The following is a 23,274-nucleotide window of genomic DNA, read 5'->3' as shown; positions in this document are numbered from 1 at the left end:
CGACGGCCGTCACCGGACAGCGGGGGCCTGTTTCAGAACCAGGTGCGCGGCCGGATCCGGTTGGCCATGTCCACCAGCCGGAACCGGTGGCGGGCGAAGGGGGACTGGCGGGCGATGTCACGCAGCCCCTGCTCGATACCGGCGCGCAGCCCGCGCTCGCTGAACTCCACGTCGAACAACGGGGCCTTCGACACCCGCACCGGGGAGCCGGACTTCTCCTGCTCGGCGCGCAGCCACTCCAGCGCGGCGGCCAGGACCGCCAGCCTGACCTGAGGGATCCGGGGTTCATTGGTCGGCAGAATCTCCAGGCGCCGCGCCGCACGCCGCAGCCGGGCCTCGTTGAGGGAGGACTTCTCGGTGATCAGCATCAGCACGGTCGTCAACCGGGCCATCCGGTGGTGCCGGGAGGACTGCGGCAGGCGGTCCAGTGCCGCGACGGCGGCGTCCACCAGGCCTTCGGCGTGCAGCTGGCGGGCCAGCCCGAAGGCCGCGGACACGGTCGAGGCGTTCGTCGCCCACACCAGGCCGTAGAGACGGATGGTGTGGAAACGCAGCGCCACGGGGTCCTGGGAGAGGTGGGTCCACCCGGGGACCTCGCTGTAGTCGGGTGACTGCTGCGCACCCTGGGTGTAGGTCAGGGCCAGGGCGGCCTTCTGGACGTTGGGGTCCAGGAGCCGGGCGGTGTTCATCCCCTGGTGCTGCAGCATCAGTTCATCCGTCGCGGCCAGGGCGAGCTTGGGTGCGGGCTCGCCCGGCAGGGTGTTGAGCACCTCGTTGAAGCACGCCTGTGCGGCGACGAAGTCACTGGTCAACAGGTTGGAGACACCGGAGAGCCACTGGTGGCGCCAGTCGCGTTGCAGCCGGTCGTCCATGTCACGCAGCGTCAGCACCGCCTCGGTGGTCATGCCGAGGTCCAGCTGCGCCCGGACGATGGTCAGCGGGATCTCCGTCGACGCCGACAGGTCCGGCTGCTTCAGCGCGGCCTTCAGGGTGTCCAGCACCTCGCCCGGTTCGGTGAGGCTGGCCGCGGACAGCAGTGACGCGCCGGGGTCGTTCGGGTCGGTCAGTGGCGTCGGCAGTGCGGCGACCACTTCGGGGGCGGTGGTCTCCACGGACCGTTCGATGCCGTCGATGAGCTGGTCGGTGCGGAAGAGCAGGTGCTTGGTGCCGAAGGTGGAGCGCTGCGCGGTGAAGCGGGTGTCCAGGTGGGGGTACTGGCGGCCGTCGCGGATGGCCAGCACCTCGCGGAGCACGCCGATGAGCTGGTTGGCCATCGTCCCGGCGGAGCTGAACCGTCGCTCGGGGTTCTCGTCCGTGGCACGCAGCAGCAGCCGGTAGAGAGACAGGTACTTGCGGAACAGCGGCTCATCGTTGGGGGTCGGAAGGCCCGGGTCGTAGACCCCGTCGGTGACGGGGAGCTTCACGATGAGGCTGGCCAGGGTCCGGCCCACCGTGTAGATGTCGCTGGCGATCGTCGGACCGGTGCGGGCGATCTCGGGGGCCTGGAACCCGCGGGTGCCGAAGATGTGCCCGAAGGCGCCGATGCCGGAGACCGCCCCGAGGTCGATGAGCTTGACCTGGTCCTCGGTGATGATGATGTTGTCCGGTTTGAGGTCGTTGTAGACCACGCCGCGGGAGTGCAGGTAGTCCAGTGCCGGGAGGACCTCGAGGATGTAGCCGATGGCGATGTCGATGGGCAGGGTGTTGCCCGGTTGGCGGCGCCTGCGGTGGCGGAGCGACGGGCCGCCGACGTACTCCATGATGATGAAGCCGCCGGGACTACGCGGGTCGTCGATGAAGTTGAAGATCTTCACGATCCCGGGGTGGGTGATGTCGGCGAGGAAGGCACGCTCCGACTCGGCGACGGCCCGCTCGTGGGCGGTGGTGGTGGCCATCATGCCCTTGAGCACGACCCACCGGTCGGACACGTTGTGGTCGACGGCGAGGTAGATCCACCCCAGCCCACCGTGCGCGATCGGGCCCAGGACCTCGTACTGTGCGGCGACCATGTCACCCGGCTGGAGGACGGGCCGTTCGGTCCCCTCGGAGACGGCCTTCTCCACGGCCTCGTCGCTGATGACGGCGTCCTGCGGGTTCGTCGGGGGGATGAAGGGCAGCCGCACCATGCCGCCGGCGACCTCGGCTCCGGCGCGGGAGGTGCCCCGTCGACGACGGAAGGTGGAGAGCGCCTCGCGGCGGCTGCGTTCGCCGGAGTCGACGGTGGGCTGCCGTTCGGTGTCGCCCGCCTTGGAGCTCCCGCCGGGGGCGCCGGACGGGCCGGTGACGGCGGAATCGGCAGGGTCGACATGGAACTCGTCGCTGTCGCTGTCGTCGGCGAAGGGATCGAACGGGGTGGCCTGGGTGGACTGGCCGCCGCTGTGTTCGTCGTTGCCGTCGGACTCGCCGGCCCCGTCGGTATTGCCGGCATGGTCGTTGCCGGCGGGGGAGACCGGGACGCTGTCGGAGTCGTCGTCGGCGAAGGGGTCGAAGAAGGTCGCCTCGGTGGCCTGCCCGGAGTCCTCCGGGGTGCGCTCGTCGGGGTCGGTCACTGGTCCTCCTCCCTGTGCGAACCGTCGCTGTCTCCGTCGTTACCGGAGTTATCGGCGTTACCGTCTCTACCGTCGTTTCGGTCGCTCCCGCCGTTACCGCCGTCGTCCGCGGAGCCGTCCCGGTCTTCCCGGTCATCCGCACCGGCCCGCGCACGCTCGCGCAGTGCGGTGAGTTCACGGTTCTCCGCGGCAGAACGGTAGCTTGCGGCGGGTTGGCTGGCGTCGCCCAGGTAGCCGCCCAGCCAGTTGTCGTAGATGTCCTCCCAGGTCCCGTCCTCGCGGATGCGTTCCATGGTCGAGTTGACCTGGCGGATCAGCCCGGCGGTGTCCCTGTCCTGGGGCAGGGCGGCGGCGACCCCGTAGTCGGTGCCCTCCGAGCCGTTGCCGATGATCTCCGTGTAGGGGTCCTGCGCCTGAAGGCCGGAGAGGATGGCGGAATCGGAGTAGATCGCGTCCACCTGCCGGCGCTGCATCGCCATCAGGCAGTCCGACCAGGTCTGGGTGGCCAGGATGTCCTGGTGGGGGACGTCGTCGCGGAGTTCCTGCAGGTTCGTGGAGTCGTGGGTGACACACACCGTCTTGTCGCCGAGGTCCTGCTCCCCGGTGATGCCCGAGTCACGCATGGCGAGGATGCGCGGGTAGGTCGTCAGGTAGGGGACGGAGAACTCGACCTGTTCCTGGCGGGGCCGGGTGATCGTGAACGTGCGGATCACCAGGTCCACCGTACCCACCGACAGGACGTCCTCCAGGTCGTTGCCTTCCACGTAGCGGTACTCGATGCGGTTCGGGTCACCGAAGATGTCGCGGGCGATCTCCCTGGCGAGGTCGATCTCGAAGCCGGCGAGCTCACCGTTGACCGGGTCGCGGAAGCCGAGCTGGTTGAGGGACTGGGCGACACCGACGACCAGCCGCCCACGCTCGATGACGGTCGGCACGCGGCGCGCCGGGGAGACCTCCGCCCCGGTCTGCGGGTCGGTGTCGGGGCGCAGGGAGCCGAAGGCGTCGCGTGCGCCCGCCATGGTGTCGTGGGTGGTCCGGGTGGTCAGGTCGTCGACGTTGTCGGACAGTTTCGAGCCGTTGGGCAGCGCGAGGGACGGGTTCGGCGCGTCCGGCCACTGCTGCAGGCTCTGTTCGTCGGAGACGCAGGCCGCCAGCACAGTGGCGCTGACGGCGGCGACGACCGTGGCGAGGACGGGTGTGAGGATGCGTGCGCGGGTGTTCACAGGTACTCCTGGAGCCGTGGACGGGTGCCGTAGACGATGCACAGTGCGGAGATGACGCCGAGCAGGATCACCAGGGCCGAGACCTGCTGCGCCGACACCCGAGAGTCGGCGAGGTAGGTCCGCAGCTGGTTGCGGGTGTCGTCGATGAGGGAGCGCAGGTTCTCGTCGAGCTTCTGGTACGGGTGGACGTCCTCTTCGCCGATGGTGGCGCCGATCGCCGCGGTGTAGTCGCCCTGCTGGACGTAGGCGAGCATCTCGGCGTGCGCGTTGTCCCAGGCGCGCAGGTTCTCCCGGGCCTCGTCCAGGATGTCGCGGTCGCCGACGATGGTGCGCAGTGTCTCCAGTTGGCTGTCGATCCGCGTCACCTGCCCGGAGAAGTCGTTCTGGGTGTCGTCGGAGTACTCGCGCTCGACGAGGCTGAGCGCCTCGGTGGTGCGGGTCTGCTGCACGGTGATGCGCAGCGAGGTCAGGGTCTCCAGCGGCTGGGCGGTGCCGTCCAGTCCTCGGGTGCCGTCGGTCCAGGTGGTCAGGGCGGAACCACTGGCCCAGAGCAGTGCGACGGTCATCAGCACCGTGGCGGTGGCGTATCCGCCGTTGATCCGGCGGTTGGTGTGGGCCGCCAGCCAGAACTGCGCGACCGCCAGCATGATCACGGCGGCGACGAGCCCGGACAGGGCGAACCAGCCGGGTTTGGTCAGGGCGAGCTGCTGTTCACCGACCTCGGAACTGGTGTTGGAGTACAGTTCGCCGGCGGCGGGCAGGATCTCGTCCTGCATCATCGTGCTGGCCTGGGTCACGTAGGCGGCGCCCACCGGGTGGCCCTGCCGGTTGTTGACCCCGGCCTCGGTGATCAGGCTGGTGTAGATCGGCAGCTTCTCCTGGATCTCCAGGATCAGCGACATCTCGCGGGTGGACGGGTCGTCGATGCCGTTGGCGGCGCGGATGATCGCCCGCGAGGCGATGTCCACGGCCTCCCGGTAGGACGGGTCGGTGTCCGCGCCGCCGGCGGCGTCCTCGACGAAGCCGGTGGTGGCCACGGAGTCGGCCACCGACAGTGAGTTGTACAGCTCCTGGGCGGCGAAGGAGACCGGCTCGGTCCGGTTGACCAGCGTGTTGAGGTCGCCCTGCTGGTTGGAGGACTGGGCGGCCATCGCACCGCCGGCGGCGAGGATGGCCAGCACCAGGACGACCGACACCACGGTCAGCAGGCCGGGTGTGGTGGAGATGAACCGGCGGAACCGGCGGGGGATCTCGAGCGCCGGGGTGAAGACGCTCAGCCGGCGCCCGCCCGGGCCGTCGGCGGGCGCGTCGTCCATCCACCGGTCGGTGTCCTGGCGGCGGCCCCCGGGTCCGACAGGAGCGTCCGTGCGGTGGGTGACGTCCGTTTCGCGGGTCGTGAATGTGCCGGTCGAGACCGTATCGGCGGCCCCGTCACTTGAATCACGTGTCGGCACGGGCATGTAGGACATCCTACCTTCGTCAGGGGAATAAGTGTCAGTGCCCTGGCTGCAGGGTGTATGGCACCATAGGGGAATGATTGAAGTCGAATCCCTGACAAAGCGGTACGGTTCCGCGACCGTCGTGGACGACCTGAACTTTTCGGTCCAGCCGGGAATCGTCACCGGATTCCTCGGGCCCAACGGTGCAGGCAAGTCCACGACGATGCGCATGATCGTCGGACTCGACCGCGCGTCGGCCGGCACAGCGACCATTGACGGCCGGCGTTACGACCAGTACGCCAAGCCGCTGCACAAGGTGGGCACGCTGCTCGACGCGAAGTGGGTTCACCCCAACCGCACCGCGGCGAACCACCTGAAGTGGCTCGCCGCCGCCAACGGCATCCCCGCCAAGCGGGTCGACGAGGTCCTCGGGCTCGTCGGGCTGAGCGACGTCGCCGGCAAGAAGGCCGGGAACTTCTCCCTCGGCATGGGACAGCGGCTCGGCCTGGCGGTCGCGCTGCTGGGGGACCCGGAGGTCCTGATCCTCGATGAGCCGGTCAACGGCCTGGACCCGGAGGGCATCCGCTGGGTGCGTGACTTCGTGCGGCACCTCGCCTCTGAGGGGCGCACGGTGATGATCAGCTCGCACCTGCTCAGTGAGATGGCGCTCACCGCCGACCATCTCGTGGTCATCGGCCAGGGGCGGCTGGTCGCGGACACCTCGACCCACGACTTCATCAAGAACGCCTCCACCGCGACCACCGTGGTGCGCACGGACCATCTCGAGGAGATGAAGAACGCCCTCACGGAGCAGTCCGTCGGCTTCACCGAGAGCACCGACGACGACGGCCGCGTGATCCTCGTCATGGAGGACACCGAGCCCGACGAGGTCGGCGGCATCGCCTACACCTACGGGCTGCTGCTGCGTGAGCTCAGCGAGCGCCGGGCGTCGCTGGAGGACGCCTTCATGCGGATGACCGGCCACGCCGTGGACTACCACGCCAGCCTGGGCGGGGAACTCGGGGACGTGCCTGACCTCGGTGACCTGCCGGACCAGCAGGACGCCGCGCCGACCACCGAGGGGGAGAAGTAATGCTCGCACACGCCATCAACGCCGAGTGGATCAAGATCCGCACCACCAAGGCGGTCTACTGGACCTCGGCACTCATCATCGTGTTCTCCGTGGCCTTCGCCGCTTTCCTCAGCTGGGCGAACGCCATGAGCTACCAGATGTTCGTCGACGACGGGGACCTGGAGACCGCGGCGATCAACGCGCAGGCCCTGAACGTGGCAGGTGCCCTGATGGGCCTCCAGATGTTCGGTGTGATGATCATCCTCATCCAGAGTGCCCTGCTGGTCACCGGTGAGTACGGCAACAGCACGGCGAAGTCCAATGCCCTGGCGGTGCCGAAGCGTTGGCAGCTGCCGGTCGCGAAGTTCATCGTCTACGGTGTCATCGCGGCGGTCATCACCCTGCTCTCGGCGGTCCTCAGTGTCCTGACGTCACGCTGGATCGCCGGCCTGCAGATCGACGACGACGCGATCCTGTCGAACATCTCCTTCTCCGCGGACGACGCGTGGACGGTCATCCTGCGCATGGTCGTCTACGCCGTCGGCGCCGTGGCCCTGGCCATCGGTGTGGCCTACCTGCTGCGGAAGACCGCCGGGGCCATGGCAGTGCTGTTGCTCTGGGTGCTCGTCCTCGAGGAGGTCCCGGGCATGTTCCCGAAGGTGAAGGAATGGGTCCCCCAGTACCTGCCGTTCAAGAACATCGGTAGCGCTGTCAACCTCAATGACGTCGCGAACGCCCCGTGGGGCCAGACCGGCTCGGTGATCTTCTTCCTCGTGGTGTGCCTGGTGATCTTCGTCGTCGGTACGGTCACGCTGCGTCGTCGCGATGCCTGACCGTACGTCCCGGGGGAAGGGGGGATCTGCCCCGGCGGCCCCGGCGGCCACAGTGTCGCTGGCGATGCTGGCAGGCATCGCCCTGCTCTCCACGGGAGGCCCGTTCGGCACGGACATGTACCTCCCGTCCCTGCCGGAGATCACCGACGACCTCGGCACCACGGCGTCGCTCACGCAGCTGACGATCACCTCGTTCATGGTCGGCATGGCCGTCGGCCAGCTCGTCGTCGGGCCCCTGTCCGACCGGGCCGGCCGCCACCGGCTGCTCGTCGCCGCGACCGTCGTCGGCCTGGTCGCCTCGGTCGTCTGCGCGCTGGCGCCGTCGATCTGGCTGTTCATCGTGGTGAGGTTCTTCCAGGGGGCCGCCGGCGGTGCCGGGGTGACCCTGGGCCGTTCGATGATCGCCGACCGTCTCCACGGTGCGGCCGCGGCGGCGGCACTGTCGACGATGATGATCTTCACCTCCGTGGCTCCGATCGTCGCCCCGGTCGTCGGTGGTGCCGTCGCCGGACTCGCCGGATGGCGGGCGGTGTTCTGGACGCTGGCGGCCGTCGCCGTGCTCCAGGTGGTCGTCGCGCTGCTGCTCCCGGAGACCCACCCGGCCGGGAACCGTACCGAGGGCGCGATGCTGGTGGTGTACCGGCGCATGGCCGGTCTCTTCCGGGTCGGACCGTACGTCGGGCACCTCGTGGCCTTCGCGATCGGCTTCGGCGGGTTCTTCGCCTTCGTCTCCGGGTCCTCGTTCGTGATGCAGGAGCAGTTCGGCCTCACACCGTCCCAGTTCAGCCTGGTCTTCGCAGGTAATGCGGTGGCGCTGGTGCTGGCCAACATGGTGAACGCCCGCATCGTGGAGAAGGTCGGCCCGGCCCGCATGCAGGCGGTCGGTCAGGGGCTGCTTCTCTGCGGTGGCCTCGGCCTGCTTCTGACCGCCCTGACGGTGCACAGCCTGGTGCCGGTGATCCTCTTCACCTTCGTCGCGACCGTCGGGACGGGGTTGAACCTGGGCAACACCACGGCGCTGGCGATGGACCTCGCACCGGGACGTGCCGGGGCCGCCTCGGCCTTGCTCGGGGCCGGGCAGTTCCTGGCGGCCGGTGTCGTCGCACCTGTCGTCGGGCTGGGGGAGGACGGTCTGCTCACCATGGCGACGGTGATGGCGTCCTGCGCCGCGGTCGCTGTCGTGGGCGGCGTCTACGGTCGCCGTGGGGCCCGACCCCGACCGGTCCCGGGGACGCCGGCAGGCTGACCGGTGATCAGTTACGGCTGCGCTGGATGTCCTCGATGAGACTCTCGGCGGCGATCGACAGGTTCCGCAGCGCCGGTACGCCGCGGCGGAGCTTCGCCAGGTCGCGGCCGTCCATCCGGCGTGCGGCGCGGGCGATCAGCATCGCCCACTCGTCGGTGATGGAGTTGAGCATCTCGATGCCCTCGTCCGACAGGTAGAGGTCCTGGGCCCGCCGGTCCTGGTCGTTGGCCTGCCGCAGGACCAGCCCGGAGTTGATGAGGCGACGGACCGTGGCGGAGACGTTCGAGGCGCGCAGGAACCGCAGCCGCGCGATGTCCGACACGCCGCACCCGGGGTGCTGGGCGATGAAGTGCAGGACCTCGATCTCCGACTGCGAGATCGCCAGCTTGTGGTTCGGGCGGTCCATCAGCCGACGCAGCGCAGAGAGGAAGTCGTAGACGGCCGTCGCGATCTCGGCGACGTCGATCTCCGGCAGGATCTCGGGTGCCCGGTGCCCGCGGATCTGGTCCTGCACCGGGTCAGAGCCCAGGTCACTGATGAGATCTGCGAAATCGTCGGCAGACTCGGTGGAGTCCGTGGTGTCCCGGATGTCTTTGGCCATGGTGGGCTCCTTGTCTGCTACTGCACTAGCGTCTGACTCGTCTGTCAGTCCCGTCAGCTATCACGGTAGTCGACCCGTGGTAGTTTCTGCGACCTATTGTTTATGACATTGTAAGCCATTTACTGGAGCGCGGACGTAAGCCGGGCAACATTCTCGACATAGCGTCGCATCAACGGACGGTTGCCCCACTCCTCCTCGGTGAGTTCCGTGCAGGACTCGCGGTAGGAGTCGGTGAGCTCGGTCATCGAGTCCAGCAGGTCGCCGTGCCCGGCGAGCATGGTGACCTCGTAGTTGAGGCCGAACGAGCGCATGTCCATGTTCGACGAGCCGATGATCGCCACCTCCGAGTCGGCGATGACGAACTTCGAGTGCAGGACGGCGGGGTAGGGGAACCGGTGGATCCGCACACCGGCCTCGAGCATCTCGGCGTAGTAGGAGGACTGGGCGTAGTCGACGATGGTGTGGTCGGCCTTCTCCGAGACGAAGAGCTCCACCTCCACCCCGCGGTAGGCGGCGGTGGTGACCGCGTCCAGGAGAGACTCGTCCGGCACGAAGTAGGGGCTGACCAGCACCAGGTGCTCCTTGGCGTGGTGCGCCACGGAGGTGAACAACCGCAGGTTGGGTTCCGTGGTGAACCCGGGGCCGGACGGCACGACCTGCAGGATCTCGTTGCCGGAGTCGGGGACCTGCGGGGTGGTGTCGGCGTTGAGCCAGTGTGTCGCCTGCGACGGTGAGAGCAGGTCGAGCTCCTCCTTGGACTCGGTGAACCAGTCGACGGCGAAGACGGTGTCCAGGCTCATCACGATCGGGCCGGTGACCTCGACCATGACGTCGATCCAGTGCCGTCCCTTCTTCCGGTTCTTCGCGATCAGGTAGCTGGAGTCGATCATGTTCTGGCTGCCCATGAACGCGGTGTGCCCGTCGACGACCACGATCTTGCGGTGGTTACGCAGGTCAGGACGCCGGAAACGCCACCGCCACGGTTTGAGCGGAAGCATGACCATCCATTCGACACCGATGTCGCTCAGGCGCTTGCCCAGGGAGAGGTAGCCCGGGTACTTCCAGCTGCCGACATGGTCGAACATCAGGCGGACGGTGACCCCCCGCTTCACCGCGCGCTCCAGGGCGTCGAAGAACACGCCCGTGGTCTCGTCCCACGCGGTGATGTAGATCTGGACGTTGACGTAGTTCTCGGCACTGTCCACCGCGTCCGCCATGGCGCGGATCGACCCCTCGTAGTCGGAGTGCAGCGCCACCAGACGTCCGGTGGCCGCGGGCATGGACGTCAGGTGACGGTTGAGGTGCATCATGCTGACGATCTCGTCGGTGACCTCGAACCCCGGGGGGACGTCCGGCTCATCCGCGCTGACGGTGCGGATGAGCTCGTTGGCCTGGTTCTGGATGTTGTGGCGCCGCCGGTTGATGTACGGAGACCCCATGAACAGGAACAGGATCACCCCGGCGAAGGGGATGAGGAAGATCGCCAGCAGCCAGGCCATCGCACTGGTGGGTTTGCGCTGCGAGGGGACGTAGCCCAGGGCGATGAACTTCAGGGTGTAGTCCAGCAGCACCAGCGCCCACTGCCACCATTCCAGTCCGTCTCCGACGACGTTGCCGAACAGGGGGAACCCGAAGTTGTCCGGCGTGATGAACGACCAGAACTCGGAGGCGGCCACCGTGACCGTCACAGCGTGTAGTCCACGATCACGGGGGCGTGGTCGGACGCGCCCTTGCCGGACCGTTCATCCCGGTCCACCCGCGGCGCGGACGGGGTGAGCCCCCGCGCGTACTGCAGGTCGATCCGGATGCCCTGGTTCCTCTGGAACCTCATCGCCTGGTAGTCCCAGTAGGTGTAGGTCCCCCGCAGCGGTGCGGTGGCCTCGGTGACGCCACCGCGCCGGACGAGGGCGTCCAGGGCGGCACGTTCCCGCGGGGTCACGTGGGTCTTGCCCTCGAACCAGGAGCGGTCCCACAGGTCCTCGTCGGTGGGGATCACGTTGAAGTCGCCGACGACCACCACGGGGTCCCCGCCGTTTCCGCCGCCGTGCTCTGTGCCGTGCTCCAGGTAGGACGCCATGGCGTCGAGGAAGTCGATCTTGTACGTGAAGTGCCGGTCGGAGATCTCCCGCCCGTTGGGGACGTAGAGGCTCCAGACCTCGACCCCGCCACACCGGGCACCCACGGCCCGGGGCTCCAGCACAGGCTCGGCGAGGGGGTCCTTGTGGAAGCGGGGCTGGCCGAAGTCGGACCGCACGTCCTCCAGGCCGACCCGGGACAGGATCGCGACACCGTTCCAGGCGTTCTCACCGACGTGCGCGTGCTGGTACCCGGTGTAGGAGAAGTCGGGGAACTGGTCGTCGGTGCACTTGGTCTCCTGGAGGCACAGGACGTCGACGTCCGAGCGTTCCAGGAAGTCCCGGACCCGCTGTTCCCGGTTGCGCACGGAGTTGATGTTCCAGCTGGCGATCCTCATGACCTACAGCCTATCCACTCCGTGGCCCGCCCGGGGCCACCGCACCTGGGGTGGCGAGCGTCAGGCAGCGGTGCCGGTGGTGCTCGGCGAAACCGAGGGAACGGTACAGGCCCAGGCCCGCCTCATTGGTGGCGATGACCTGCAGGTAGCTGCGCGTCGCCCCGTGGTCGCGCCCCCAGTGGAGCATGGCCGTGCCCATCAGCCGGCCCAGCCCCTGACGGCGCCGTCCGGGGACGACCTCCACCGCCGAGTACCCGAGGTGCCGTTCGCGTCCGCCGGTGGTGACGGTGCCGCGCGTGACGGCGACGAGCTGCCCGTCCACGGTGAGCCGGGCGAAACCCAGCGTTCCGTCGATCCGCCCCGACAGGAGCCGGAGGGCGTGCTCGGGCAGTGGCCGGCCACGGAAGTGGTAGAGCCGCAGCCACTCCTCGTCCGGCTGGTCGGCGACGGAGAAACGGACACCCTCAGGGCCGTCCGGCACCGGCGGGAGGTCACCCTCCAGGGACCGGGTCATCACGATGATCTCCGGGCCGGCGACGGTGCCGGGCAGCCCGGCGAGGTGCTCGGCGGGGCGGGCCACCCGGTCGGGGAGCAGGATCCTGGTCGGCAGGTCGTGCCGCCGGTAAAACGAGTGGATGGCGTCGAGGGGGACCGGGGCCGTCCCGGTCTCCGGGCCCAGGGGCACCGCCGAGTTCGACCGTTCGGTGATCCCGTCGCCGGCGCGCATCAGCCAGCCGGAGGCGGTGTCGTTGGTGATCCCGGGGAAGGCGGCGGCGGTGGCCTGTTCCACGGCCCGGATGTCCGACGCCCGGACCGGACGGTCTGCGAGGGTCTTGAGCACGACGACCTCCCCGGCGGGCACCGTGTGCACCACGTCGTCCGGGGTGCGGATACGCAGGGGGTCCACCGAGTCGATGACACCGATGACGTCGGTGACCAGCGGGCGGCCCGTCGCCGGGTTCATCGCCGGCCCCGTCCCCCGGTCGTCGACGACGAGCCGCCGGACCGTCGCCCGGGCGCCCGCACGGACGCCGGCGGGGTCGGTGCGTCGCGACACCGGGAACGGAAGGCCGGTGGTCTCCGGGGACAGCGCCCCGGCGTGTGCCGCCGACCAGGAGGTGTCACTCATCGTGGCCGAAGGGGTCGGGGTCGACGCCGGGGACCCAGGAGTTTCCGGCGACGGTCCACCCCTCCCGCTTCACGGCCTTCTTCGCGGCACGGCGGTTCCGCCCGATGAGGGTGTCGGTGTAGAGGAACCCGTCGAGGTGGCCGACCTCGTGCTGCAGGCAGCGGGCGAAGAAACCGTATCCCTCGACGGTGACCGGCTCACCGTGCTCGTCCAGGCCGCTGACCCGCGCCCAGTCGGCACGCCCGGTGGGGAAGTCGTAGCCGGGGACGGAGAGGCAGCCCTCGACGTCGTCCTCCTCGTCCGGCATGGTCTCCGGGATCTCCGAGGTCTCCAGGACGGGGTTGATCACGCAGCCGCGTCGCAGGGGGCCACCCTGGGCGTCGATCTCAGCGCCGGGTTTGCGTGAGCCGTCCGGCCCGTCGATGTCGGGGCAGTTGTACACGAAGAGGCGCTTGGAGACGCCGACCTGGTTGGCGGCCAGGCCCACACCGTGGGCCCGGTCCAGGGTCTCGTACATGTCGGCGACGAGCGTGTCGAGCTGACCGGACCCGATCTCGGACTCGGCGACGGGCTGGGTGGGGTTGTGGAGGACGGGGTCGCCGCAGATGACGACGGGGAGAACTGACATGTCCCCCAGAATAACCGCCGGGTGCCGGGCGGCGGAACTAGACGTGGAGGTCAGACTTCTCCACGGACTTCGGCACCAGCCACACCGCGGTGGCGGAGACGAGGGCGATGGCGGCGAGGTAGACGCCGATCGTCCAGGACTTCCCGGTGGAGTCCAGCAGCAGCTGCGCGATCATCGGGGCGAAGGCGCCGCCGAGGATGGAGCCCAGGGCGTAGCCGATGGAGGTGCCGGAGTAGCGGACCTCCGCCGGGAACATCTCGGCGTACAACGCCGGCTGAGGCGCGTAGGAGGGTGCCAGGCCGACCGTGAGCACCACGATCACCAGGACCAGCCAGAGCAGTTCACCCTTGTCGACGAAGAACCACATCGGCACGGCCCACACGGCGATGAGCAGGTAGCCGATGATGAAGGTCTGGCGCCGTCCGATCCGGTCGGAGATACGGCCGGACCAGATGGTCAGCACCAGCCAGGAGACACCGCCGATGAGCGTGGCGACGAGGGTCTGGGACTTCGCCATCCCCAGTGCGTTGGAGCTGTAGGAGGAGAAGAAGGCGATGATCATGTAGCCGGCGGCGTTGTTGCCGGCGAAGATCAGGGCGGCGAGCAGCACGCGGCGCCAGTGGTTGCGGAACAGGTTGCCCAGCGGTGCGGAGGCCTCCTTCTTGCGCTTCTGCATCTCCAGGAAGACCGGGGATTCGTCGACGGCACGGCGGATCACGTAGCCCACCACGATGAGCACCACCGAGGAGATGAAGGGGAGGCGCCAGCCCCAGCTCTGGAAGGCCTCGTCGGACATGCTGTTGGTGAGCAGGAACATGAAGGAGGAGGCCAGGATCAGACCCAGCGGGACGCCGATCTGGGGGTAGGAGCCGAACATGCCCCGCTTGTCGCGGGGGGCGTGCTCCACGGCCATCAGGGCGGCGCCGCCCCACTCGCCGCCGGCGGAGAGGCCCTGCATGATGCGCAGCAGGATCAGCAGCAGGGGGGCCAGGACACCGATGGTCTCGTAGGTGGGCAGCAGGCCGATGAGGGCGGTCGCCACACCCATGCCGAACAGGGTGACGACGAGGACCATCTTCCGCCCGTAGCGGTCGCCGAGGTGTCCGGCGATGACGGCGCCCAGCGGGCGGAAGAGGAAGCTGACGCCGATGGTCGCCCAGGCGACCACCTGGGCCAGGGGGGAGTCGCCGAGGGGGGCGAAGAACAGTGGCGCGAAGACGAAGGCCGCGGCCTGCGCGTAGATGAAGAAGTCGTACCACTCGATGGTCGTCCCCACGAGGGTGCCCGCCAGGACACGCTTCTGTTCGGGGGTCTGTCTCTGGGAACCGGACGTGGGCGCCGGGCTGGACGACGCCTGTGCGGCTGTGGAGGGGGAGGTGCTCATGTGTGTCTCTCTGGGTCTCTCCGGGATGAAGGACGATCCACCGGGTACGTGGGGCGGAACCGGGAAAACGTGGTCGTCCGGGCAGCGTTACTCTACGCAACGGTGGAGCGGTGTTGGAGCGAAATTACCATCTTCGGCCAGCTAAACTGATTCACCGTGGATGATCTGAGTGACGGGGCTGGTGCCGGGCTCTCCGAACGGGAGCGGGAGATGCTCGACTTCGAGTCGTCGTGGTGGCGCGATGAGGGGGCGAAGGGGGAGGAGATCCGGCGGCGGTTCGGGGTCAGCCCGGTCCGGTACTACCAGCAACTCAACGCGTTGATCTCCCGTCCGGAGGCGATGGACGTGGCCCCGGTGGTGGTGGGGGCGCTCCTGCGGCGACGCGACAGGTGACCGGAAGCGGTCTCCCGGGGTGTCATGTGGACGTTACTGGTGTGACTGTAGTTAGTATTGGGGCGTGACTGATCAGAACGGACCCCGCCACGGAGACGATTCCGTCTACGACCCCAACCCGGACACGGACTACGACGACGAGTACGCCATCGACCCCGCCCCGGGTGCGGCCGCTGCAGGAGGCGCCGGAGCAGCCGGAGCGGCCGGAGCTGCCGGAGCTACAGGCGCCGGTACCGGTGGCCCGCCCCTGCGCGGCCTCGCCATGGTGCTCACCGCCGTCGCCGTCGTCCTCATCGCCTGGGGCGTCTACTCCTTCGTCGGAGGTGACGACGACGTGGAGGACACCGCCCGCGACACCCCGGCCGGACAGGGTGCGGCCGGTGACGGTGCCGCGTCGTCGGCCGGCACCGGTGCGTCCGGGGCCCCGACTGACGGCGCCGACGGTACCGACGGTGCTGAAGGCTCCGACAGCCCCGGCAGCTCCGATTCCGCCCCCTCCGGAGACCGCGAGGGCGGGGACACCGACCCCGCCGACGGCGCCGGCACCCCCGGTGAGCCGGCCGCACCGCAGGTCGACCGTGCCACCACCGCCGTGACCGTCCTCAACAACAGCGGCGAGCCCGTCGCCCGGTCCACCGCGGACCGCCTGCGGGGCGAGCAGTGGGCGAACGTCGGCTACGGCAACCTCCGGGGCCGGATCGAGGGCATCAGCGAGGAGTCGCGGGTGTACTACCCGGAGGGCAACGCGGAGTCCCAGGCGGCAGCCGAGCAGGTCGCGGGTGACCTGGGGATCACCGCCGTCGCCGGCAACCCGGACTACTACGACCGCTTCAGTGACGCCGACGTCCGCAACGGCCCGCGTGCCGACGGGGTCGTCGTCGTGCTGACCGGTCCACTGTGACCCTGATGCAGTAACATCCTCCCCATGGAATTTCCGTCCTCCGCCCCGACGGTCGGTATCGAGTGGGAGGTGGCCCTTGTCGACCCCGAGACAAGGGACCTCGTCCCGCGTGCCCCCGAACTCGTCGACGCCCTCGACGAGCGCTTTCCGGGACACCGGGTCACCCGCGAGTTCCTCGCGAACACCGTCGAGATGGTCACGGGCGTCCACGAGACCATCCCGGACGCCGTGGAGGACCTGCGCGAGCAGCTCACCCAGATCCTCACCGTGGCAGAGGACCTGGGGGTGAACGTCTTCTCCGCCGGCACCCACCCCTTCGCGCACTGGGGGGACCAGATCCTCAGCGAGAAGGGCAGCTACCAGGAGATCATCCAGCGCACCCAGTACTGGGGACGTCAGATGCTGATCTGGGGCATCCACGTGCACGTCGGTGTCGGCGGACGCGACCGGGTGTGGCCGATCATCAACGCGGTCATGACCCAGTACCCCCACGTGCTGGCGTTGTCGGCGTCCTCGCCCGCCTGGGAGGGGCTCGACACCGGCTACGCCTCGAACAGGACCCTGCTCTACCAGCAGCTCCCCACCGCAGGCATGCCGTACCAGTTCGCCGACTGGGAGGAGTGGGAGGCGTTCAACGAGGACCAGGACCGCTCCGGGGTGATCAACCACACCGGCTCCATGCACTTCGACGTGCGACCGTCCAAGTACGGCACCGTGGAGGTGCGGTTCGCCGACGCCACGATGGACATCCGTGAGGTCGGCGCCATCGGGGCCTTCATCCACTGCCTGGTCGTGCACTACGAACGCGAGTGGGAGGCGGGCCGGGAACTGCCGAGTCTGCAGCACTGGCACATCGCGGAGAACAAGTGGCGCGCGGCCCGATACGGTCTCGAGGCCCTGATCATCACGGACCGGGAGACCACTGAACGGTGGGTCACCCAGGACATCTCCGACTGGCTGGAGGTGCTCGCGCCGATCGCCGAGGAGTTCGGTTGTGCCGGGGCGCTGCAGGACGTCCGGGGAATCATGGAGCGGGGCGGGGACTACGCCCTGCAGCGCGCCGCGGCCCGTGAGGCCGGTGCGGCGTTGGAGCCGGGTACCCGCACCCGCGGCGACGTCGGTGCCGAGGAGGGGTTCACCCAGCCTGAGTCGTGGATCGCCGCGGTGGACCTCACGGTCGACACCCTGCGGGAGTCGGTGCGGTAGGGGCGTTCGGGGGAGAGGGGAGTCGGCGCTGGGTGTCCCGGCGTCGCCGCTCCGTCACGCCGTGGCCCCTGATTCTGCGAGGCAGCAACCCCAGAGGTTGGTCCCGCCATCCTGTGGGGTTGCTCTGTGAGGAGTGCGGCAACCGCAGCCTCCGCGGCAACCTCTGCCACCGCAGTCGCGCATCTCCTCAGCCCCGCATTTCCGCCGGGGCGCGTCGCTCCGGGTGAGCGTGGAGGTTCCCGCGTGCGCCGACGAAGCAGCGTGATCACCCTCCCAGGCAGCGGATCGTGCTGTTTCGCTGCCTGGGAGGGCGACTGTCCCGCATTCGCGGGGAGAGGGGCGGGCGGGGACGTGCTACCCGTGCAGCCGGCCGGCCGCGGAAGCCAGGGCGCTGGCGATGGACAGGTCCCTGTCTGCGCCGAAGCCGACGGCCCAGACCTTCTTGGTCTCGTGCTGGGCGAAGACGAAGGTCACGGTCGCCTCGAAGATGTCGTACTGGTGGAACTCGAGGATCTCGACGCGGCGGCCGTGGTCGGCGAGGATCTGCGTCATCGCGGAGGCGGCCCCCATGGAGGTGATCGACACCTGCGTGCCGGCGTCCTCCCGGAGCCCGGTGACGGTCATGTCGAAGTCGCGGCGGCCGGCGGAGCGGCGGGTGGTGGTCATCGACTCGACGCGGTAGGTGGAGGGGGCGTAGGTGGCGACGAACTTGCGCCACTCCATCCCGCGCGCCTCCTGCCGCATCCCGGCGGGCAGCCGGTGGCCGAAGCGGGCGCGGAACGGGTCCTCGGCGAAGACACGGGTGCGGCTGCGGCGCTTCTCCAGGCGGGTCTGGTTGCCTTCCCGGTAGGTCACGGCGGTGGAACGGCGCAGGCCGGGACGGTCGGTGTAGACGGGGGAGAGTCGCTCGTCGCGCGCCTCTTCGGGTCGTGCGAAGCGAATCATCGTGGTGGTGGGCATCCGGTTGTCCTGTGACTCGAACATGAGTGGGTCTTTCCCTTGTGCTGGTTACCGTCGGTGGGATGTGGACCGACGCAACCGCCTGCAAGTAGCGTGACTTCCCCGTGGTGGAGGGGTCAGTCCGCGCCTCCACCCGGGTGGGCTACTCGCTTAAGGGTGTTGATCATGCAGGTGATGTTATCTGTATCACTGCCGGCAGGCAACCCCGGGGTGGCCCGCCGGTGAACGTCCGGCGGCGGCCCTACCGCGGCACCCGCCGGTCAGCGGCGGCGCAGCTGACCCGAACGCGCGAGGAACAGCAGCTCAGCGGTGCCGATGGCGGCGATCTCGGTGGGGTCCACGGACTCGTCGGCGGAGTGGATCCGGCAGGACGGCTCCTCGATGCCGAACAGTGCGAGTTCAGCGTCCGGGTACCTCTCGAGCAGGGCGTTGCTCAGCGGGATCGACCCGCCGGAGCCGATTTCGGCGGTCTCGTCCGCCCCGTAGGCGTCCGCGAGGGCCTGGGAGAGCAGTGTGAGTGCCGGGCCGGAGGTGTCCGCGGAGAACGGGGAGGCCAGTGATCCCCGGTCGATGCTGATCCGGGCGTTGTGCGGGACGTGGGCCTCCAGGTGCGCCACCAGGGCGTCCTGCCCCTCCCGGGGGTCCATTCCCGGCGGGATGCGCAGGCTCACCACCGCGCCGGCCTCGGCGACGACGGCGTTGACGGAGTCGGCGACGGAGAGGGAGTCCAGGCCGGTGACGGTGATTGCGGGGCGTGAGATCGTGAGGTCGTTGGGGTTGAGGCCGCGGGAGGCGCCGAGGACGTCCACCCCGTCGAGGACGCCGGCGTCCGAGCGGAAGGTGGCCTCGTCGGGGCCGCGTCCCTCCCAGCGGGCGTCGGAGACGAGTCCGTCGACGGCGACGAGTCCGTCGTCGTCGTGCAGGGTGGACAGCAGCCGGATGAGGGACAGCAGTGCGTCCGGGGCGGCCCCGCCGAACTGGCCGGAGTGCATGGGCTGCTCCAGTGTCCGCAGCCGGACGGTGACCGGTGCGGTGCCGCGGAGGGCCGTGCAGACGGCCGGGACGCCGAGGGCGTCGTTGCCGGAGTCGGCGATGAGGAAGGTGTCGGCGGCGAAGAGTTCCGGGTCGGACGCGAGCAGGTCCTCGAGGCCGTAGCCGCCGCGTTCCTCGGACCCTTCGACGACGACGCGGATGCCGATGCTCGACAGTGCGGTGGCGGTGTCCTCGTCCAGGTCCCCGGAGTCGAGGAGTGTGTTGAGGGCGCGCAGCACGGCCAGGTGCATGACCACGTGGCCCTTGCAGTCCGCAGCGCCGCGTCCGTACCAGCGGCCGTCGCGTTCGGTGAGCTCCCAGGGGGAGGACGTCCAGTTGTCGACGTCGCTGGCCGGCTGCACGTCGAAGTGGGAGTAGAGCAGGACGGTGGGCCAGCCTTCGGCGGCCTCGCGCACGCCGATGACCGACACGGAGCCGTCCGTGGTGGTGTGGGGTTCGACGGGGATCCCCTCGGCACGGAAGGCGTCGGTGACCCACCGTGCGGCGGCGGCGTTGTCCTCCTCGAGCCCGGGGGTGGAGTGCACGGAACGGAAGGCGACGAGGTCACGGAGGGCCTGCTGCAGCCACGGCATCTGTTCGGAGACGGCTGCGCGGGCCGATTCTGCGGTGAGGGTGTTGTGCTCTGTCATGGACACCAGCGTAGCCGCGACCGCCACCTTGCACTCGGCGGGGGAGACTGCTAGAAACGGGAGCTAGCACTTGCTGATGCGGAGTGCCAGAACGAACAACAGAAATGAAGTCTCACTCAGGTGCAGTGAGGGTGGACGTCGCGGCATGCGTCCATCCGTGCCGTCGCGGGCGCTGGATCTGATCCGAACGTGTCGCTCCTATCTCTACAACGGAGGATCAAGAGCCACATGGCAAAGATGATTGCATTCGACGAGGAAGCTCGCCGCGGCCTGGAGAAGGGTCTCAACACCCTCGCCGACGCGGTGAAGGTCACCCTCGGCCCCAAGGGCCGGAACGTTGTGCTCGAGCGCAAGTGGGGTGCCCCGATGATCACCAACGACGGTGTCACCATCGCCCGGGAGATCGACCTCGAGGACCCCTACGAGAAGATCGGCGCCGAGCTCGTCAAGGAGGTCGCCAAGAAGACCGACGACGTCGCGGGCGACGGCACCACCACCGCCACCGTCCTGGCACAGTCCCTGGTCAAGGAGGGTCTGCGCAACGTCGCGGCCGGCTCCAACCCCATGGGCATCAAGCGCGGCATCCAGGCCGGCGTGGAGAAGGTCACCGAGGCACTGCTCGCCGGCGCCAAGGAGATCGAGACCCGTGAGCAGATCGCCGCGACCGCCGGCATCTCCGCCGCGGACGAGAAGATCGGCGAGCTGATCGCCGAGGCGATGTACGCCGTCGGCGACGGTGAGCTGAACAAGGACGGTGTCATCACCGTCGAGGAGTCCAACGCCTTCGGCGTGACCCTGGAGACCACCGAGGGCATGCGCTTCGACAAGGGCTACCTCTCGGCCTACTTCGCCACCGACGCAGAGCGTGGCGAGGCTGTCCTGGAGGACCCGTACATCCTGCTGGTCTCCTCGAAGATCTCCACCGTCAAGGACCTCCTGCCGCTGCTGGAGAAGATCATGCAGTCCGGCAAGCCGCTGCTGATCATCGCCGAGGACGTCGAGGGCGAGGCCCTGTCCACCCTGGTGCTCAACAAGATCCGCGGCACCTTCAAGTCCGTCGCCGTCAAGGCCCCGGGCTTCGGTGACCGCCGTAAGGCCCAGCTGCAGGACATCGCCATCCTCACCGGTGGCCAGGTCATCGCCGAGGAGGTCGGCCTCACCCTCGAGTCCGCTGACCTGCCCCTGCTGGGCACCGCACGCAAGGTCGTCGTCACCAAGGACGACACCACCATCGTCGACGGCGCAGGCTCCTCCGAGCAGCTCGCCGGGCGGGTCCGCCAGATCCGTCAGGAGATCGAGAACGCCGACTCCGACTACGACAAGGAGAAGCTGCAGGAGCGCCTGGCCAAGCTGGCCGGCGGCGTCGCGGTCCTCCAGGTCGGTGCCGCCACCGAGGTGGAGCTCAAGGAGCGCAAGCACCGCATCGAGGACGCCGTGCGCAACGCCAAGGCTGCCGCCGACGAGGGCATCGTCGCCGGCGGTGGCGCCTCGCTGCTGCAGGCCGCCCACGTCCTGGACGGCAACCTCGGCCTGGAGGGCGACGAGGCCACGGGCGTGCAGATCGTCCAGGCCGCGCTGTCCGCACCGCTGAAGCAGATCGCATTCAACGCCGGCCTCGAGCCCGGCGTGGTCGTCGACAAGGTCGCCGGCCTGGACGCGGGCCATGGCCTGAACGCGGCCACCGGCGAGTACGTCGACCTGCTGTCCTCGGGTATCTCCGACCCGGTCAAGGTCACCCGTTCCGCACTGCAGAACGCCGCCTCGATCGCCAGCCTCTTCCTCACCACCGAGGCTGTCGTCGCCGACAAGCCGGAGCCTGAGGCTGCCGGCGGCGGTGCCGACGAGATGGCCGGCATGGGCGGCATGGGCGGATTCTGATCCGTCTGAACCGCTGAGCCGCTGAGCCGCTGAGACCCCGCCCCGGTCCGCCATGATCCGTGGTGGACTGGGGGCGGGGTCGACGTGTCTCCGGGGTCGTATCTGGGGTCGTGCCCGGGGGTGGCACGTCCCGTGTGCCGTGTGGCGGTGCCGGAGAACGATTAGCATGGAAGCATGACCAACGACAGTGGCGATCAGCGCGCGACAGACGAGCAGGACTTCCACATCGTCGATCTGGCGGCGACTGAAGGCTACATCGTCGACGACTCGGACGAGGACGATCCGGTCCTGATCACGCCGGACGGGCACCGGGTCGACACGTGGCGGGAGAACTACCCCTACGATGAGCGGCTCAGTCGTGAAGAGTACGAGACCACCAAGCGGTCCCTCCAGATCGAGCTGCTGAAGTGGCAGAACTGGACGAAGGACACCGGCCAGAAGCACATCATCCTCTTCGAGGGGCGCGACGCGGCCGGCAAGGGCGGGACGATCAAGCGTTTCAACGAGCACCTGAACCCCCGTGGTGCGCGGACCGTCGCCCTGGAGAAGCCGAGTCCCCGGGAGTCGACCTCCTGGTACTTCCAGCGCTACATCCAGAACTTCCCCTGTGCCGGGGAGATCGTCTTCTTCGACCGCTCCTGGTACAACCGTTCGGGCGTGGAGCGTGTGATGGGCTTCTGCACCGACGACCAGCACGCGGAGTTCCTGCGGGAGGTGCCGATGCTGGAGAACATGCTCATGGGTTCCGGCATCAGCCTGACGAAACTGTGGTTCTCGGTGACGCAGAAGGAGCAGCGCACCCGCTTCGCGATCCGGCAGGTGGACCCGGTGCGGCAGTGGAAGCTCTCCCCGATGGACCTGGCGTCCCTGGACAAGTGGGACGACTACACCCGTGCCAAGGAGGAGCAGTTCCGGTACACCGACACCAATGAGTCGCCGTGGATCACGATCAAGTCGAACGACAAGAAGCGTGCCCGGCTCAACGCGATGCGGTACGTGCTGAGCAAGTTCGACTACACCGGCAAGGACTACGAGGTGGTCGGACAGCCTGACCCGAAGATCGTGAAGCGTGGCCGCGACCAGATCGGTGACTGACCGGTCCTAGCCCGCGTCGGTCCGCGGGGAGTCCCCGGCGGGGGAGACGTCGTCGATCGCCTCGACACCCTCGACACCTGCGACTGCGTCGACGCCGTCTACTCCGTCGCCGTCCTCTTCGGCGGCGATGATCGACTTCGCCAGTTTCTTGAGGTGCTTGAGCTGTTTGGACGTGGACTCGTCGAGGGCCTCGTCCTCGGCGTTCTGCACGATGGGGGACAGGGCCAGCTGGGTCTTGCGGCCCTTCTTCGTCACGGAGATGATCTGCCGGCGGCGGTCGTTGGGGTCCTTGTCCCGTTTGGCCAGCTTGCGCTTCTCCAGGGAGTCGACGAGCCGGACCATGTCGGACCGGTCCACCCCGATGATCTCGCCGAGCTCGGCCTGGCTGGCGGCGTCCCCGTCCACCAGGTAGGTCAGTACCCAGTACTCCCGGAGGTTGAAGCCCTCGGACATCAGCGCGGTGTCCACGAACATGCGGGTGCGGCGGCGGAGCCGTTCGAGCTGGAAGGACGGTGACCTCAGGAGCTCGCTGGGCAGATGCGCTGTCTCTGGCATGCCCCCACCCTATCGTCCCCCGGGTGG

At 68.8% G+C, this 23,274-nt stretch carries 19 protein-coding genes and 1 pseudogene; 8 read left to right on the top strand and 12 right to left on the bottom strand.

The features are described from left to right. Positions 1-32: 32 nt before the first annotated feature. The 3 genes from Q0A34_RS08670 to Q0A34_RS08660 are packed head-to-tail and all read right to left on the bottom strand — an operon-like array spanning position 33 to position 5,088. On the bottom strand, positions 33-2,549 hold the full coding sequence (locus tag Q0A34_RS08670; protein WP_291479595.1) for a serine/threonine protein kinase: 2,517 nt from the start codon (positions 2,547-2,549) through the stop codon (positions 33-35). After that, positions 2,546-3,772 carry a transporter substrate-binding domain-containing protein gene (locus Q0A34_RS08665; RefSeq protein WP_291479594.1) on the bottom strand — a complete coding sequence of 409 codons (1,227 nt, stop codon included), beginning with the start codon at positions 3,770-3,772 and terminating at the stop codon, positions 2,546-2,548. Before Q0A34_RS08665 ends, Q0A34_RS08670 begins: the two co-directional genes overlap by 4 nt. Continuing rightward, entirely contained in the window at positions 3,769-5,088 is a 1,320-nt protein-coding gene (locus Q0A34_RS08660) for a hypothetical protein (RefSeq protein WP_291479593.1), read from the bottom strand. The genes Q0A34_RS08665 and Q0A34_RS08660 overlap by 4 nt, the downstream gene beginning before the upstream one ends. Positions 5,089-5,305: 217 nt before the next feature. On the opposite strand from Q0A34_RS08660, the gene Q0A34_RS08655 reads away from it, so the two are divergent. From Q0A34_RS08655 to Q0A34_RS08645, 3 genes are all read left to right on the top strand, one after another. After that, the gene (locus tag Q0A34_RS08655) at positions 5,306-6,304 is read left to right on the top strand and encodes an ABC transporter ATP-binding protein (protein ID WP_291479592.1); all 999 of its coding nucleotides are present in this window, start codon (positions 5,306-5,308) and stop codon (positions 6,302-6,304) included. Beyond that, positions 6,304-7,116 carry an ABC transporter permease gene (locus Q0A34_RS08650; RefSeq protein ID WP_291479591.1) on the top strand — a complete coding sequence of 271 codons (813 nt, stop codon included), beginning with the start codon at positions 6,304-6,306 and terminating at the stop codon, positions 7,114-7,116. Before Q0A34_RS08655 ends, Q0A34_RS08650 begins: the two co-directional genes overlap by 1 nt. 64 nt (positions 7,117-7,180) lie before the next feature. Continuing rightward, positions 7,181-8,362, top strand: coding sequence for a multidrug effflux MFS transporter (locus tag Q0A34_RS08645; RefSeq protein ID WP_291479590.1), 1,182 nt, complete (start codon positions 7,181-7,183; stop codon positions 8,360-8,362). Between the two features lie 7 nt (positions 8,363-8,369). Here the strand turns inward: Q0A34_RS08645 and Q0A34_RS08640 are convergent, their stop codons facing one another. From Q0A34_RS08640 to Q0A34_RS08615, 6 genes are all read right to left on the bottom strand, one after another. Further along, complete coding sequence (locus Q0A34_RS08640) at positions 8,370-8,963, bottom strand: MarR family transcriptional regulator (protein WP_291479589.1); 594 nt, start codon at positions 8,961-8,963, stop codon at positions 8,370-8,372. Positions 8,964-9,082: 119 nt separating this feature from the next. Next, positions 9,083-10,585 carry a cardiolipin synthase gene (cls, locus tag Q0A34_RS08635; RefSeq protein ID WP_291479616.1) on the bottom strand — a complete coding sequence of 501 codons (1,503 nt, stop codon included), beginning with the start codon at positions 10,583-10,585 and terminating at the stop codon, positions 9,083-9,085. A gap of 62 nt (positions 10,586-10,647) precedes the next feature. Further along, entirely contained in the window at positions 10,648-11,436 is a 789-nt protein-coding gene (locus Q0A34_RS08630; RefSeq protein WP_291479588.1) for an exodeoxyribonuclease III, read from the bottom strand. Between the two features lie 10 nt (positions 11,437-11,446). Then, on the bottom strand, positions 11,447-12,565 hold the full coding sequence (locus tag Q0A34_RS08625) for a GNAT family N-acetyltransferase (RefSeq protein ID WP_291479587.1): 1,119 nt from the start codon (positions 12,563-12,565) through the stop codon (positions 11,447-11,449). Further along, positions 12,558-13,193: a peptide deformylase gene (locus tag Q0A34_RS08620; protein ID WP_291479586.1), complete on the bottom strand. Its 636-nt coding sequence runs from the start codon at positions 13,191-13,193 to the stop codon at positions 12,558-12,560. Before Q0A34_RS08620 ends, Q0A34_RS08625 begins: the two co-directional genes overlap by 8 nt. Positions 13,194-13,230: 37 nt before the next feature. Further along, positions 13,231-14,577 carry an MFS transporter gene (locus Q0A34_RS08615; RefSeq protein WP_291479585.1) on the bottom strand — a complete coding sequence of 449 codons (1,347 nt, stop codon included), beginning with the start codon at positions 14,575-14,577 and terminating at the stop codon, positions 13,231-13,233. A 156-nt stretch (positions 14,578-14,733) separates the two neighbouring features. On the opposite strand from Q0A34_RS08615, the gene Q0A34_RS08610 reads away from it, so the two are divergent. The 3 genes from Q0A34_RS08610 (at position 14,734) to Q0A34_RS08600 (ending at position 17,077) form a co-directional block, all read left to right on the top strand. Beyond that, positions 14,734-14,970, top strand: a complete 237-nt coding sequence (locus tag Q0A34_RS08610) for a DUF3263 domain-containing protein (RefSeq protein ID WP_291479584.1) — start codon at positions 14,734-14,736, stop codon at positions 14,968-14,970. Positions 14,971-15,034: 64 nt separating this feature from the next. Beyond that, the gene (locus Q0A34_RS08605; protein WP_291479583.1) at positions 15,035-15,871 is read left to right on the top strand and encodes a hypothetical protein; all 837 of its coding nucleotides are present in this window, start codon (positions 15,035-15,037) and stop codon (positions 15,869-15,871) included. A gap of 24 nt (positions 15,872-15,895) precedes the next feature. After that, positions 15,896-17,077, top strand: a complete 1,182-nt coding sequence (locus Q0A34_RS08600) for a glutamate--cysteine ligase (RefSeq protein ID WP_291479582.1) — start codon at positions 15,896-15,898, stop codon at positions 17,075-17,077. A gap of 354 nt (positions 17,078-17,431) precedes the next feature. Here Q0A34_RS08600 and Q0A34_RS08595 read toward each other — a convergent pair whose 3' ends face one another. Continuing rightward, positions 17,432-18,061 carry a hypothetical protein gene (locus tag Q0A34_RS08595; protein WP_291479581.1) on the bottom strand — a complete coding sequence of 210 codons (630 nt, stop codon included), beginning with the start codon at positions 18,059-18,061 and terminating at the stop codon, positions 17,432-17,434. A gap of 236 nt (positions 18,062-18,297) precedes the next feature. Continuing rightward, positions 18,298-19,719, bottom strand: a complete 1,422-nt coding sequence (locus Q0A34_RS08590) for a dipeptidase (RefSeq protein ID WP_291479580.1) — start codon at positions 19,717-19,719, stop codon at positions 18,298-18,300. Positions 19,720-19,947: 228 nt separating this feature from the next. Between Q0A34_RS08590 and groL the strand changes: the two genes are divergently transcribed. Both groL and ppk2 read left to right on the top strand, forming a co-directional pair. Beyond that, on the top strand, positions 19,948-21,597 hold the full coding sequence (gene groL / locus Q0A34_RS08585; RefSeq protein WP_291479579.1) for a chaperonin GroEL: 1,650 nt from the start codon (positions 19,948-19,950) through the stop codon (positions 21,595-21,597). A 174-nt stretch (positions 21,598-21,771) separates the two neighbouring features. Beyond that, positions 21,772-22,692 carry a polyphosphate kinase 2 gene (gene ppk2 / locus Q0A34_RS08580; protein WP_291479578.1) on the top strand — a complete coding sequence of 307 codons (921 nt, stop codon included), beginning with the start codon at positions 21,772-21,774 and terminating at the stop codon, positions 22,690-22,692. A 111-nt stretch (positions 22,693-22,803) separates the two neighbouring features. On the opposite strand, the pseudogene Q0A34_RS08575 reads toward ppk2, so the two are convergent. After that, a pseudogene (locus tag Q0A34_RS08575) lies at positions 22,804-23,247 on the bottom strand (MarR family transcriptional regulator); the annotation flags it as partial. Positions 23,248-23,274: the final 27 nt, after the last annotated feature.

The sequence above is a fragment of the Corynebacterium sp. genome, from assembly GCF_022712195.1.
In the GTDB taxonomy this organism is placed as follows: domain Bacteria; phylum Actinomycetota; class Actinomycetes; order Mycobacteriales; family Mycobacteriaceae; genus Corynebacterium.
The sequence above is the reverse complement of the archived record's forward strand: the minus strand, read 5'-3'. Positions and strand labels throughout refer to the sequence as shown.

Coding starts and splice junctions, on each gene's coding strand:
- groL (WP_291479579.1), top strand. CDS start 19,948: ATGGCAAAGATGATTGCATTCGACGAGGAAGCTCGCCGCGGCCTGGAG.
- Q0A34_RS08600 (WP_291479582.1), top strand. CDS start 15,896: ATGGAATTTCCGTCCTCCGCCCCGACGGTCGGTATCGAGTGGGAGGTG.
- Q0A34_RS08650 (WP_291479591.1), top strand. CDS start 6,304: ATGCTCGCACACGCCATCAACGCCGAGTGGATCAAGATCCGCACCACC.
- Q0A34_RS08615 (WP_291479585.1), bottom strand. CDS start 14,577: ATGAGCACCTCCCCCTCCACAGCCGCACAGGCGTCGTCCAGCCCGGCG.
- Q0A34_RS08590 (WP_291479580.1), bottom strand. CDS start 19,719: ATGACAGAGCACAACACCCTCACCGCAGAATCGGCCCGCGCAGCCGTC.
- Q0A34_RS08655 (WP_291479592.1), top strand. CDS start 5,306: ATGATTGAAGTCGAATCCCTGACAAAGCGGTACGGTTCCGCGACCGTC.
- Q0A34_RS08625 (WP_291479587.1), bottom strand. CDS start 12,565: ATGAGTGACACCTCCTGGTCGGCGGCACACGCCGGGGCGCTGTCCCCG.
- Q0A34_RS08660 (WP_291479593.1), bottom strand. CDS start 5,088: ATGGACGACGCGCCCGCCGACGGCCCGGGCGGGCGCCGGCTGAGCGTC.
- Q0A34_RS08595 (WP_291479581.1), bottom strand. CDS start 18,061: ATGTTCGAGTCACAGGACAACCGGATGCCCACCACCACGATGATTCGC.
- Q0A34_RS08630 (WP_291479588.1), bottom strand. CDS start 11,436: ATGAGGATCGCCAGCTGGAACATCAACTCCGTGCGCAACCGGGAACAG.
- Q0A34_RS08620 (WP_291479586.1), bottom strand. CDS start 13,193: ATGTCAGTTCTCCCCGTCGTCATCTGCGGCGACCCCGTCCTCCACAAC.
- ppk2 (WP_291479578.1), top strand. CDS start 21,772: ATGACCAACGACAGTGGCGATCAGCGCGCGACAGACGAGCAGGACTTC.
- Q0A34_RS08645 (WP_291479590.1), top strand. CDS start 7,181: ATGCTGGCAGGCATCGCCCTGCTCTCCACGGGAGGCCCGTTCGGCACG.
- Q0A34_RS08640 (WP_291479589.1), bottom strand. CDS start 8,963: ATGGCCAAAGACATCCGGGACACCACGGACTCCACCGAGTCTGCCGAC.